The organism is Nitrosospira multiformis, assembly GCF_003050865.1.
Classification (GTDB): Bacteria; Pseudomonadota; Gammaproteobacteria; order Burkholderiales; family Nitrosomonadaceae; genus Nitrosospira; species Nitrosospira multiformis_E.
The window spans coordinates 153,110-166,312 of sequence record NZ_QAOK01000003.1; the positions used below are offsets into that span (position 1 = coordinate 153,110).

General features: G+C 54.6%; 13 protein-coding genes, 1 pseudogene and 1 riboswitch. Of the genes and pseudogenes, 6 read left to right on the forward strand and 8 right to left on the reverse strand.

Going from position 1 to position 13,203, the window contains the following annotated elements:
* Positions 1–23 precede the first annotated feature (23 nt).
* Entirely contained in the window at positions 24–587 is a 564-nt protein-coding gene (locus C8R21_RS02945; protein ID WP_107761365.1) for an anthranilate synthase component II, read from the reverse strand.
* 192 nt (positions 588–779) lie between these two features.
* On the opposite strand from C8R21_RS02945, the gene C8R21_RS02950 reads away from it, so the two are divergent.
* The 4 genes from C8R21_RS02950 (at position 780) to C8R21_RS02965 (ending at position 6,184) form a co-directional block, all read left to right on the forward strand.
* The gene (locus tag C8R21_RS02950) at positions 780–1,865 is read left to right on the forward strand and encodes a glycerophosphodiester phosphodiesterase family protein (RefSeq protein WP_258192218.1); all 1,086 of its coding nucleotides are present in this window, start codon (positions 780–782) and stop codon (positions 1,863–1,865) included.
* A 489-nt stretch (positions 1,866–2,354) separates the two neighbouring features.
* Positions 2,355–4,448 (forward strand): PhoX family protein, encoded by a 2,094-nt coding sequence (locus C8R21_RS02955; RefSeq protein WP_107761366.1) that lies wholly within the window; start codon positions 2,355–2,357, stop codon positions 4,446–4,448.
* A gap of 261 nt (positions 4,449–4,709) precedes the next feature.
* Positions 4,710–4,913: a hypothetical protein gene (locus tag C8R21_RS02960; protein WP_146162436.1), complete on the forward strand. Its 204-nt coding sequence runs from the start codon at positions 4,710–4,712 to the stop codon at positions 4,911–4,913.
* A gap of 587 nt (positions 4,914–5,500) precedes the next feature.
* Positions 5,501–6,184 (forward strand): PEP-CTERM sorting domain-containing protein, encoded by a 684-nt coding sequence (locus C8R21_RS02965; protein WP_107761368.1) that lies wholly within the window; start codon positions 5,501–5,503, stop codon positions 6,182–6,184.
* 221 nt (positions 6,185–6,405) lie between these two features.
* On the opposite strand, the gene C8R21_RS16325 is transcribed toward C8R21_RS02965, so the two are convergent.
* On the reverse strand, positions 6,406–6,537 hold the full coding sequence (locus C8R21_RS16325) for a hypothetical protein (protein ID WP_258192219.1): 132 nt from the start codon (positions 6,535–6,537) through the stop codon (positions 6,406–6,408).
* A 457-nt stretch (positions 6,538–6,994) separates the two neighbouring features.
* Between C8R21_RS16325 and C8R21_RS02970 the strand changes: the two genes are divergently transcribed.
* The gene (locus tag C8R21_RS02970; RefSeq protein ID WP_107761369.1) at positions 6,995–7,300 is read left to right on the forward strand and encodes a DUF5132 domain-containing protein; all 306 of its coding nucleotides are present in this window, start codon (positions 6,995–6,997) and stop codon (positions 7,298–7,300) included.
* A 191-nt stretch (positions 7,301–7,491) separates the two neighbouring features.
* Entirely contained in the window at positions 7,492–8,163 is a 672-nt protein-coding gene (locus C8R21_RS02975; protein WP_107761370.1) for a hypothetical protein, read from the forward strand.
* A 103-nt stretch (positions 8,164–8,266) separates the two neighbouring features.
* Here the strand turns inward: C8R21_RS02975 and C8R21_RS02980 are convergent, their stop codons facing one another.
* The 6 genes and pseudogenes from C8R21_RS02980 to C8R21_RS03005 form a co-directional block, all read right to left on the reverse strand.
* A complete protein-coding gene (locus C8R21_RS02980; protein ID WP_181258834.1) occupies positions 8,267–8,503 on the reverse strand; it encodes a DUF3562 domain-containing protein in 237 nt (78 codons plus the stop codon).
* 250 nt (positions 8,504–8,753) lie between these two features.
* Positions 8,754–9,646: pseudogene (locus C8R21_RS16625) on the reverse strand (filamentous hemagglutinin family protein).
* Between the two features lie 20 nt (positions 9,647–9,666).
* On the reverse strand, positions 9,667–9,912 hold the full coding sequence (locus tag C8R21_RS02990; protein WP_258192222.1) for a hypothetical protein: 246 nt from the start codon (positions 9,910–9,912) through the stop codon (positions 9,667–9,669).
* 91 nt (positions 9,913–10,003) lie between these two features.
* Positions 10,004–10,888, reverse strand: coding sequence for a PEP-CTERM sorting domain-containing protein (locus C8R21_RS02995; protein WP_107761372.1), 885 nt, complete (start codon positions 10,886–10,888; stop codon positions 10,004–10,006).
* A gap of 90 nt (positions 10,889–10,978) precedes the next feature.
* Positions 10,979–11,061, reverse strand: a riboswitch (cyclic di-GMP riboswitch).
* A gap of 297 nt (positions 11,062–11,358) precedes the next feature.
* On the reverse strand, positions 11,359–12,117 hold the full coding sequence (gene epsA, locus C8R21_RS03000; RefSeq protein WP_107761373.1) for an XrtB/PEP-CTERM-associated transcriptional regulator EpsA: 759 nt from the start codon (positions 12,115–12,117) through the stop codon (positions 11,359–11,361).
* A gap of 288 nt (positions 12,118–12,405) precedes the next feature.
* Complete coding sequence (locus C8R21_RS03005) at positions 12,406–13,200, reverse strand: type II secretion system protein (RefSeq protein WP_258192223.1); 795 nt, start codon at positions 13,198–13,200, stop codon at positions 12,406–12,408.
* Positions 13,201–13,203: the final 3 nt, after the last annotated feature.

A 13,203-nucleotide genomic window follows, 5' to 3' on the forward strand; every position in this document is an offset into this window, starting at 1 on the left:
ATTCATGCCACTTCCTTCAGTTTTCACTGGTTCAGAAAATTCCCGAGCAATGTGTGCCCATGCTCGGTCAGAATGGATTCCGGATGAAACTGCACACCTTCGATGGGCAGGGTCTTGTGACGCACACCCATGATTTCCCCATCTTCGGTCCAGGCGGTGATTTCCAGGCAGTCGGGCAGAGTTTCCCGCTCAATGACAAGAGAGTGGTAACGGATTGCGGTGAACGGGTTGGGCAAACCACGAAACACTCCTGCCCCATCATGAAAGATAAGGGAGGTCTTGCCGTGCATCGGTCGTGCCGAATGAATTATTTTTCCGCCGAAGGCCTGCCCTATGCTCTGATGACCGAGACAGACACCCAGCAAGGGAATCTGCTCATTGTAGCGCTCGATCAGGGGAATGGATATTCCAGCCTTGCTCGGCGTGCACGGGCCTGGGGAGATCACGATACGATCAGGCTTTAACTGCGCAACTTCCTGAGGGGTGATTTCATCATTGCGAAACACTTTCACTTCCTCGCCCAGTTCGCCAAAATACTGGACCAGGTTATAAGTGAAGGAATCGTAATTATCGATCATCAACAGCATAATAAGAAATCCACCCGATGAAGTCCACCCTGAAAGATATACGCACGCCGCTCATATCTTATTTTAAGCTGAAGCTGACGGATACAACCAGGATAGCGAAGAGACCCATATTATCCCTTCTCCAAATCCGAGGGGCAAGGCCAACAGAAAAAGGTTTGATACGCCACAAACAGACAATAGCGCTTTCCCTTGATGCAGTATTTACCAGTCGAACAGGGCTGCTGGGCAGGCGCGCCATTGCAGTTTCCCGAACATACTGCGGAATCCTACCGGGCGGCCGCTCGCATGGGTGCCGGCATTCTGGAGTGCGATGTAACGTTTACCAGGGACAAGGAACTGGTGTGCCGCCATTCGCAATGCGATCTGCACACCACCACAAATATTCTGGAAACACCCCTGGCTGAAAAATGCAGGCGCCCTTTTATGCCCGCCCAGTTCGATGCTTCCGGAAACCTGATCCAGGAAGCTTCCGCCCAGTGCTGCACGAGCGACATCACCCTGGAAGAATTCAAGAGCCTGAAAGGGAAAATGGACGCCTTCAATCCGCAGGCAAGAAATGCTAGGGAATATCTGCAGGGTACTCCTGGATGGCGCACCGACTTGTACGCCGGCCTCACCAGCGGAACCCTGCTCAGCCATCGGGAAAGTATCGAACTCTTCAGCAAGCTGGGCGTAAAAATGGCCCCTGAACTCAAGAGCGCGGAGGTAGCGATGCCTTATGACAGCGATGGGGACGGAGTCGGCGACTACACGCAGGAAGTTTATGCACAGCAGATGATCGACGAACACAAGGCTGCGGATATCAAACCTCGCGATGTCTACCCTCAATCCTTCGATATCCGCGATATCCGCTACTGGATCGCCAATGAGCCGGATTTCGGGAGGCAGGCAGTTTATCTCGACGATGCCAACACTGTAGCGGATCTCCCCAATGCCGGTCAGTTGGCCGCTTATAAGGCCGAGGGCATCAATATTGTGGCTCCTCCCATATTCGCCCTACTGAATGTCGATGGGAGCGGCAATATCATTCCGTCCAACTATGCCATACAGGCTAAGGCCGCAGGACTCGACATTATCACCTGGACCCTGGAGCGCTCCGGATTGTTGGCAGACGGTGATAACGGCTTTTATTACCAGACTTTCGATTCCGCCATAAGGCGCGAGGGGGACGTGATGAAAGTACTGGACGTCCTGAACCGGGATGTAGGTATTCTGGGCATCTTCAGCGATTGGCCTGCCACGGTGACCTATTACGCCAACTGCATGGGCCTGAAGTAGAAGTTCTGTGGCGACAACCTGCGCAGCCAAACTCCCTCATTCGAGCCCGCCAAGACCGCCCGCTCTCCCTATGTGCGCAACGTCGATGAATGTTAGCCCATTCATCTCATCAGTGATTTCATCAGTTAATCCTGTTCGCCTGACCCTCCTTCATCGATCGGCTATGTCGGATTCATTTTCTTCGTTTTGCTGACACGCTCCCTACGAATTGAATAAGGCACAGCCTCCTTTCATGCATCGCCTCTCGCTGTAAACAAGAACCCCTTTCGAGGCAGCCCCGATTCCGCTCCTGATCTGCAGAACTGGCCGCGCAACCAAGCCGTCCAGGTACGTTCGGCTCAGGTTTTTGACTGAATATGCCAATACAAATTCTGTAACACAAGACCGTAATAATGGGTTCGCTGCTGAGACTCATCCAGGCACAGTGACTCGCATCAATTCCCAGCATGGGAATAAAGCCGGCTGAACCCATTTAAACAAGGAGACATGATGAGTAGCACCCTCCACGCTGATAGAAAGAACAATCCCGATCGCACCAGCAGCAACGAATCCGGCAATGCATCACTGCATGATCTGATCGAAGCCGGCAGGCTTTCCCGCCGGGCTTTCCTCCAACGTTCGCTGGGCCTTACGGCTGTCGCATTCGGCGGCTCCCTGCTCGATGGTCTGGTGCAGTTTGCTTACGCAGCACCGGCGCCTGTGAACGGCATCGGTTTCGATTCAGTGCCTGCCAACCTATATCTTTCACCCGGGGATGACGCCGTTACCGTTCCCGCTGGCTATACCGCGCGCGTACTGGTCGCCTGGGGAGACTCTCTTACCCAGGCGCCGCACTGGAATCAGGGGAGCGCAATGACCGAGACGATACAGTTGCACACCTTCGGCGCCCATGTGGACGGGATGCATCTGTTTCCCTTCCCTCCCATGGGATCATCCGGGTCACCCGGCGTCGCCAATATCCGCGGCCTGCTGGTGACGAACCATGAGTATATCGATCCTCCTCTGGTCAATAACATCACTCCGGCATCCAGCTACGCGACCACCTCGATCACTCTCGAGATGGTGCGCGCACAGCAGGCCGCGCACGGCATCAGCGTGGTCGAGGTATGGAAAAAGAACGGCATGTGGGAGGTCAAGCGTACTTCCGCCTTCAACCGCCGCATTACCGGCAACTCCCTCTGCAAGCTCAGCGGACCCGCCGCGGGGCATGATCTGATGAAAACGGCCGCCGACCCCGATGGCATGAATGTTCTCGGCACACTCAACAACTGCGCCAACGGCCATACCCCCTGGGGCACTTATCTCACGTGCGAGGAAAACTGGAACGGCTATTTCTCCAATGAGACCGGAGATGTGGCAGGCGCAAACGATCCGGAGCAGAAGCGTCGGATTCTAAACGGGCAAGCGCGCTATGGTATCGGCAAGGGCGGGTCCGGTTACCGCTGGCACGAAACGGATGCGCGTTTCCGTGCCGACCTTAACCCGAATGAGCCGCATCGCTTCGGCTGGGTTGTGGAAATCGATCCATGGGATCCAAGGAGCACGCCGATGAAGCGCACTGCGCTGGGACGTTTCAAGCACGAAAATGCCGGTTGCGTGGTGGATCCCGATAATACGGTCGTCATATATATGGGTGATGACGAGCGCAACGAGTACCTTTACAAGTTTGTCTGCGCCAACAAATATAATCCCCGCAACCGCGCGGCCAACCGCGATCTATTGGATTCCGGCACGCTTTTCGTGGCAAGGTTCAATGCGGATGGCAGCGGGAAGTGGCTGCCACTGATCTGGAACCAGAATGGGCTAACGCCGGAAAATGGCTTTGCCGATCAAGCCGAAGTATTGATCAAGGCGCGCCAGGCGGCGGATCGCGCAGGCGCCACAATGATGGATCGTCCGGAATGGATAGCAGCGCACCCCGCCTCGCGTGAAGTCTATATGACGCTTACCAACAACAACCGCCGTGGAAGCAACCCGCCGTCCAGCAACAGCATCGACGGAAGTAGGCCCGCCGGCAGTGCGCGTCCTCCCGTAGATGCCGCAAACCCCAGGCTGGACAACCGTTACGGTCACATCATCCGTTGGCGCGAAAACATGGGCAAGGTCGACGCCATGGATTTCGAATGGGACATTTTCGTTGAATGCGGTGACAAACTGGACCCGCAGCCGCACCATCGAGGCAATATAAACGGTGACGATTATGGCGCTCCGGACGGCCTCTGGTTCGATCAGGATGGCCGCCTGTGGATACAGACCGATCAGGCAGGCGATGCCACCGGCGACTGGGCCAATATCGGGGGAAATGTCATGCTATGCGCGGATCCTTCCACGGGCGAGACACGCAGGTTCCTCACTGCGCCGAAGTACTGCGAGGTTACGGGGGTTACAAGTTCCCCGGACGGCAAAACCCTGTTCGTCGGCATCCAGCACCCCGGGGAAGATTGGGAAACACATTTTACCCAGAACTCGACCTGGCCCGACAGCGGTCAAAACGGTCCCACTACGGCCAGCGGTTCCCCTTCCAAGCCACGCTCCGCTGTGGTGGTCATCACTAAAGATGATGGCGGCGTGATTGGCACCTGAGTTGCCGCACGTCCGTGACCAGCCGCATCTGCGGCCTCGCGGAGCGAGCGCTTGTAAGCTGATCGATGCCGCCTTCGTCCATGAGAAATCATTTGCTTGCCCCCTTGGCAAAGGTGCGGTACCGAACATATCTTTTACCTGAGGATTGTCAGAATGCGTCTCGACGTACAAGCGGTCCGCAGGCTTTATCAGAGATTCCTTTTCTGAAATCACAGTCCTCTCTGGTTGACATGTTTTTCCATCTCGAAAGAAATACTGAATATGAAAAAACGAAGATACATTGATCTGTACGGTTACACCCAGGATGAGTTTGATCGCTGGCTGGAAAAAGGTATTAACAAAAAGCTTCGTTCTGCCGGAAAATCCCGGTCGGAATTAGACATGCACACTGTCTTTGCGGCTTATCACGACGAAACTCGCAAACTTCCCCGCCGCAGGCTCCGCGAAATGCGCACTGCCACCTGATTTCCGGCTTCTCAGATCCCCGTTAATCCGGTGGAGTTTCTGGCGCCTTTCAAGACATTCAGAGTCAATACCCTGTCCTCTATGAAGAGCGTGGCGCGAAGACCGCGCCACTTTCCAGGTTACGAGGAATGTTATTCCACTGGACTGCGCATCATAAAAATATAAGCATGCAGCTTCGTTCAGACAGAACGGGCAGAATGGTCTTTAGCTCCCTCTGAACCTTTGATCCCGGGTACAGGGCTCCGATGAATCCTTATTCCAGGCATTGGGCGCTATTGGAAAAACAGGAATAAATCCCGCTGGCCTCCCGATGCCTGAGTGGCGGAATAGCGGAAAGAAACCTTTTCGCTATTTTCGCTACTCACCCCTGTTTCACGCAGCCATACTTTCCTCACTCCTTCTTCTCAAGCCCTGATCCGAATCAGCGACACCAGTGTCGGCCGCCCTTACATCAGATGCTTATCTCGCAAATTATTTCATATAACTCCTTAAGTTATTTTATGGCACGATTTATGCTTACATATCTATTGCCACCACACTTGTGTGGTGGCAACCACAACATAGAAATAAGCAAAAAAGAGGGAAACATGAATAGACTTATCACAGGCGCGCTCACCGGCGCTGTATTGATGACAGTTCCATTAGCGGCTTCTGCACTCGTCATAGACATAAATACGTATCTCACCGGCGGTTCCGGCGGCAGCAATGTCACGGTTGCCACGCTGACACTGACCCAGAACGGCAACAGCGTGGATTTCAGATTCGAGAATTCTATAGGGAACCTTGGGACAATCGCGAATAACGCGTTTATTTCCGGCCTTTTGTTCTCCTATGATGGCTCGCCTCTGCTTAAGAGCAGCTCATTTTGGAATTTCGCGGGTACTCAACAGGCACCGGAGAAGATCAATATAAATCCGAAGGGGGTAGATGCGGGTTACGATTTTTACCTGGACCTGGACTACCCCACCAGCAACAAGAATCCAGCGCTCCGGTTTACCGACGGCGAATACAGCACGTGGACAGTCAGCGCGGCAGACGGGATATCTACTGTCCTGGTAAGCGATTTTACTACCCCGGTCACTGCTAATGGCAAGCCTGCTTCGCTCGCGATGGTGCATATCCAGGGAACACAAGGAGATTTCTTGAAGTATGTGGGCAATGAAGCTGTCCCTCCGCAGGAGGACCCGGCGACAGTCCCGGAACCAGCGACGCTAGGGCTGCTGGGCCTGGGGATGGCCTCTCTTGCCTGGATGCGTAAACGCAAAAAGTAGCTTCCCGTTTTTCTGTACGCCACAAACCTGCGCAAGCGGGTTTGTATATTTTGAAAGAAACTGGCTAGCGTGCGGATGTTGCATCCGGCTGATTCATGGGGCTGATTTCATGGGGCTGATTGCTGCCGCTGGATTCCTCCGCTTGAGCCAGACAGTAATCACCGTGCTCACCGTGATACTGTGAAAGTTGACTTGCAACCGGCTGCTCTTGAACCCGGCTTCTATACTTTTACCGTGAGTTGAGAAGCACCAGTGTTGAGAACGGCTACCGAGGTGCCGGTGGAAGTACCTGCCACTGCATATTGGCTGCGCTCAGCACCCGCAATATCGAGATTATTGGCGAATACAAGCACCCTACATTCACTGTCCGCTGGGGCGCCACGAACGAGACAACCAGACCAACATCTCCTGCCGTGATGCCGTAACACCCCTGGAGAGCGCATTGATTCCGCTACCGGAAGCGGCGCGTGCAATTCCTGGGTTAGGTAACCCTGAACACCCACACTTCACCCACTTTGATATCCAGCCGCGGTAGTGTGAGTAGATGATCACGAGCAACTGTAAAGAGTCTCACCCTTCGGCTTCGGAATCCATTCCGGATTCTTTCCTTATCAACAAATCTCCACACCCCTATCCACGATTCCTTGGGAAATCTCCCTGGTAGAACATGCAAAGATAGGATAGTCATTCATCTCGACCGCTGCTTCAGGAGCAGGTGTTTCGGATATTAAGTTTTATGGCAGGGCTTGTAAAAAAGCAAAATCTGTCTAGAAATAACTATAAGCTGCGAAACAGGAGAAAGGCGAAATCATGGCCTCCGAAAACTTCAAGAGCAATTTAATCACAGGCTTGGTCACTGGCCTTGCCGCCACACTGCTCGCGCCAGTGCTGCGTCCGTTCCTGGCCAACGCCTCCCGGTCGCTTACCAAAGCGACAATCAAAGGCGGTGTCCTTTTGTACGAGAGAGGGCGGGAATCATTTGCAGAGCTGGGTGAAACAGTGGAGGACCTGATGGCCGAGGTCAGGTCAGAGATGGAAACCGGCGGGGAGGGAAGCGCGGGGGTCGCCTCGGAAACTGAGGCTACTAATGCGCAAGGAAGGACCACGCCGTCCTAGATTCGGAATTGCGGAAATAGCAGTTCCGAAACTCTCGCCAAATAAAAACCTGTTGCAGAAAACGAGCGAGCCAAGGGGTTGCGGAGTTCCGGCCAGGACTCCGCAGGGAAGCAGTAAGATGCAGCAGAACGCGAGAAGCATTTGCATGGCCATAACGTGCAATTCGTAACTATGCCTAGGAGGAATTTGAAATGAATACGCCGAAATCAGATAAGCACCCCGGGGAAAGGCCGCGTCCCGATGAAAAAAAGCGGAGACATATGGAAACACCCATAGATGAAGAACCGCCGCACAGCACTGCGGAGGAAGAAAGATATACCGAGGCGGGCACGCCTCCCAGAGATGAAACGTATCGCCCTCGTGAAGAAAGGTATGCCCCGGAGGGAACACATCGGGATGAAAGGTACGTTGATACGACGCCCCCTTATCGCTCGGACACTGCCCGTGCAGTGGAGGACGCAGGCAACACCGTAAAGACCAGTATTGGCGGCAGCTTAAGAGGCATCGATGAAGTTGAATCTGGCATCGTTAACCTGGTCCGCAACACGATATCCAATACACTGCGTGCGACGGGCACGGTCGGTACGGAAGCAGTCGATGTCACGAGGACAACGGTAAACGCGGCAGCCCAGGGAATAGCCGATATTGGCACGACTGCTGTCACGAGCGTGCGTGACATTCTTGTCGGTGTGGTGGAGGGCATAAAGGACGTGGCGGGTGCGGCAGTGCCGCGCCCCCCCTATCGCACGGAAGATCGCGTTCCGCCTGAGGGCCGCGTCCCTCCTGGAGAATATACTGCTCCCCCGGAGCGTCCCCGGCCACGGGAGTATGTTCCCCCTGCGAAATACAACGAGCCGGTTTAACCGCTACGAGGGCCAGGGCGCCACAAGCGCTCTGGTCCTGTCGCATCTCCCGTTCCAGCCTTCGGCTTCGCCACAAAAACACAACTGGCCCACAGAAATAATCTCATGCCCGGGGTTTCCCTGTCTCGCGCAATATGTCACGCACTTTCTTGCTTGTAAGCAAGGTCAGGAAGTTCTGGATTCGAGCGCCAGAACGCAGGCGTGCAAGCACAACGGCATAAATTCTCTTTACTTTTTCTGCGGGCTGCCCCGTTTTCTGCGCCAGCTGGTCAATAGCGTAAAGATCCTCGGATGCCAATGGCAAGCGGTCGGTAGTGGCTATGAAATCTTCTTTCATCATCGGCTCCCTGGTTACCCTAAAGCCAGGATGTTCAAATGCGCTTTTGCGCGCCATTGAGGTCCTGAATTCTTTATAGGCTCGGAGCAATTACAGTTGCAAGCTCATGCTAAAAGAATGAAAGATAATTTCTGCCGCTAGGAACCGAGAGGAAAGTGCAAAGGGAGCGCACCTCTTCCCCCTCAAAAGCATTTGAGCGATAACTGCAAGTTTTCCGACTTCTGATCGAGCAAACTGTCGATGAGCTTATCCATTATTCCCCATGCCCGATCACCTCGGTCGAGATAAAGGTGGGTTTCAGTTTTTTCATCTCATCCGATGTCCGTGCCGCTTCTGACAGATTCTGGGATAAGGCAACCGTTGCCTTGGAAACGTCGTCCCCCTGCTGGGTAGCACCGGAGGTGGTAGCTGTGACCGCGCTGGCATCAGCTACCGGCGTACCGGTGGAAGTACCTGCCACCGCGATATTATCCGCCCCCAGCACGACCTGTGCCGCAATATTGAGGTTATTGGCGCGAATGCCGGCATCTCCCGCGTTCACCGTCCCCTGGGGGCGATCAGGTCGATGTCGCCTGCCTTGATCCCTCCGCTGGAGAGCGCGCCAATTCCGCTACCGGAAGCGGCGCCTTGCAGTTCCTGGGTTACATTACCCTGGGCATCCACTCTGATGACCGGCGGCGGCACGGCGGTCGCTGTTTTCTTGCCTTTACCGGCGTCAATGTCGCCTTCACTCGACCAGAGCAGGACATAGCCGCCCCCCACCGTCAGAATGCGTGACTGATTGACGAGAATGTGGTCGCGGGCAAATCCGCGCACATTGCCTTTTGCCACCGTCAGCATGCCAAGGACATCATTGCCCGTATTGACCAGCACTTCCGGCGTATTGCTGAGGCCGACGACCACGCCTCCACCCGGGACCATGAACTCGATATTTCCGCCGCGCTCGGTCTTGATGCGGCTGGCAAACAGGTTGATTTCTCCCTGATAATTCTTGAAGCTTCCATCCTCATTTTTCTCGCGCAAACCCGGAAATACCCGCTCTAGAGCCGCATAGCCGCGTTCATAGTTTCCGGCATAGGCGCTATTCGGATTATTGAAGTCGCGCCCTGTGGTACGCAGTGCGGAATAGACCATCTCGCGCACCATGATGCGCTGGGTATCCGCATTCAGAGCGCGCACATCCCCGACCGCCTGGAGCGCATGTGTGCGTCATTGGTGCCGCCGTTGCCAGCCAGGCCATTGCACAGCGACATCACGCTGCGAAATACGGCATTGGTAGGCGCCGATGCTCCCGAGAGCCAGACGTAGGTGGTGGGGCCGGCAGCGACCTGAGCGGGGGTCAGGGCGAAAGCAGCCGGGGCCGTACTGAGTGCCGCGATGGACAGCGCTATTTTGCTCAGCTTCATTTTCATCTTGGTATCCTTTATTTTCAGATTGATATTTCAGGCTGAAGCCTGCCTTTCCCGGACTCCCTGACCGGGCATAAGCAGCTCATTGCGAGGCTCAGACCCCTGTGCGGCGGCGGACGATCATGCCTAGCATGCCCAGCCCTGCCAGCAGCATGGCCCAGGTATCCGCTTCGGGAATAGGAGAGACGGACGGGCTCGTGAAGGTAAGCACACCATTCTCGGTCAACTTGAATTTGCTGAACTCGCCCTCGCCGATAACGCCATCATTATTCAGATCGACTCCGAAAGGGGTCTTGGTGGCCTGGGCAAGGGCGGAAGTGGAAAACGTGGTGAGAAACCAGAAATTCTGTTCCGTACCCAACGGCTGGGTCGTATCCACGGAGGTTTTCTGTAACCAGGTATCACCCTGGCCGATACCATTAATAGCGCCAAAGAAAGTGTTCGAAGCGTCCGTCGGCATGGCAACGCTGGCGCCGTTATCATCAGTCGCGTGCGTACCGCGACTGTTATTGGCTTCAACATACTTATCCATATTCATGAAGCCTTTGAGGTTGGTGTTCCCCAGCTTGGGATAAGCGTCCACATTCGCCGTCGTCAGGTAACGCGAGCCACCGGCATCATTCAGATCGGTGGTATCCAGCGCGATAACATTGAATCCGATAAGATGTGCGTTGGCAGGGCCGACGAAGCTCATCAGCTGATTCCACGAAGCGCCATAGGCCCCGGTGGTCAGATCCCAGCTTTTGTTGAAGCCCGCCTGTCCGTTCGTGGCGAGCATATCGTTCATTCTGAAGCCGAGATCGAACAGTCCAGAGATATCGTCATCACCGGAAGTGGCGGAATTGCCACCGTAATAACGCATATTGAGCAGAAGCTCACCGTTTCCACTCGTCGCCCCATCCATGGCGGCAAGCGCCGGACCGGAAAGAGTCGCGAAGGCAGCAAGAGCGAGGGTCTTGAGTCTGAAGTTTGTTTTCATGCGGGATATACTCCGTAGGTAATTAATGGTTGCACCAAAAAAATCCGGCTGACTGATCCATGAAGCCTTGCCTCATCTGATCAACCGTCCTGGAGCAACCCGGCTACCTCCGCTTGCAGTGGAGACCCGCAGCTTTCCGTCCCCGCCTCGCAACGGGTTTGGCTTTGTTCCTGACCGGCTAGAACGCTTGTACCTGTTACCGGACGTGGGCAACTATATGTGATCGTCGTTAACCATCTGTGAAACACAATCGTTGTTTTCGTGGTACTTTCTGCCTATTCTTTTAGTCTGCATGGCGGAAACTCACCATTCGCGCGTACCGGATGTGACGGATATGGGCAGCAGGAATGCTGTTTCCCGCTTTTCATGGGTGCCAGGACACCCGTAGGAGTCACTGCGGATACAGTGAAGAATCGGGGGCGCGGACTCTAGGGTCGGGGGATCGGGTCAGGGGATTCAAAGCGTGATCTTCAGCGCATCGCCTTGGCCACGGCATGAGCCCGGTTATTGACATCCAGCTTTTTCAGGATTTTCTGAATGTGATTTTTGACGGTAAGCGGGCTGATATGAAGTAGCTGGGCTATTTCATGATTGCTCTTTCCCGCCTGAACATGACGCAGAATTTCCGTCTCACGGTCCGTGATGAGTTTTCTGCTTCTTTCCCGCACGACACCCTGCTTGTGATGGCGTTCATGAAACAGCATACGCACCAGCGCCATATGCATGTGCGGCATCAACAACTCGAGGAAATAAGCATGACGCTCGCTCAACGCTGCGGAAATCTGGGTAAAGGTAAAGAAGCAGGTGGTCCGGCCATTGGCGTCGAACATCCCGTGCGCCGCGATACGCTGCAGATTTTCATGTCTGAGATCGTGAGAAAAATGCTTGTAGGTGGGGGTATGCGAATTATTTGGGCAAACCAGAAGCGGCTGGTTTTTGCCCGCGCTCCACGCGGACATGGCGCGAAATACAATCCCGCCATCGGGACGGCAAAGTTCTGAAAACCGGATTTCGTCCATATCCGTTCGGCTGAATCTTTCGATATTCACAGCCTGACCATTGCCCTCATCAAACAGGCATATGAGCATGCCATGCGGCAGGAGGCCCTGCAGTTCACCCTGCGCCCACAAGAAAAATTGATGACGGCGGAATATATTGATCGATGAATCGATAATCCGGAACAGGTATTCCGCCTCCCGCTCCGTCAGCGTAAACTCTCCCCCCATCATTCCTTATGCCCTGATTATTCGTATCGTTTCCGGGCTGCAACGGTTTTCCCGATATTATTTTTAGTTTCGCGTTTTAGCTTCGCGCGATTGCGTATTTTCAGGGCGGCATATGACCGAATCATTAAGATCACATGTCAGATTCATGAATTCGATGTAGGCAGAAAGGACTACGCAGACGCCAGGAGAAAACGCAGGGACGCCTTCCCAGGGTCCATGAAACATGCACCCGTGAAGAAACAGGTGGGGACAGGATTCCCCGGAAACTCCCAGTCCTGAACTTCAGAACTTCTAATATTGAATGTTCTGCGGGGAGGAACCGGATTGTGGGGAGGAATCGGGGTGCGGGGACCTCGCATCCTCCTGATCCGATGGGCTCGGAGAGAGCGAGAAAGGCGAGGACGGTGATGGAACGCCTCTTTCCGATTCGGGTCGGGGTTGGGAATCAAAGCCTCCCGCCTGCGGCTGGGAACCGAAGGCTTCTGTCTGCGGCCGAATATCTCCTGTCCGCCACTCGGATGAAGATTGCGGTGGAGTAGCTGATGGATCGGCCGGCGCAGCTTGCGTTTGGGGCAGGGCGGTGGCAGGGTCTCCGGGCAGGTAGATGAACTTCCAGTCGCGATAGTCCTTCGCTTCCGCAAAATCCGCATAGCGTTCCGGGAAATTGGCGCGCTTGAGCGGAGTCTCCTTTGAAAGGCTGTACACGCCGATTATTCCGGCATTCGGTTGTCTCGCCAGACCCCACTCGCTTGAGCTTGTCATCGGGTCGAGGAATATCTTCCGGAGATGCCGTTTGACGGTGGGAAAGCGTTTATCCAGAAGTAGTTTTTCCAGCGAGTCGGGGTAGCGCTTCGGCATGCCGGGCGAATTTTCGTAATAGGAACCGATCGCTTGCCTGAACTGTTCTCCGGCAAACATCAGTTCTTTTTCTTTTTCCCGCCGTACCTCGGTACGCCATACCTGCACGACACCCGCCAGCGCAACGCTGGTCAGCGCCACCACAAACAGGATCCAGATATAGGTAAAACCCTTTTGTCCTGAGCCTCCTACGCCTATATCGCGCCGTATTCCTTGCCGTCCAATCACACC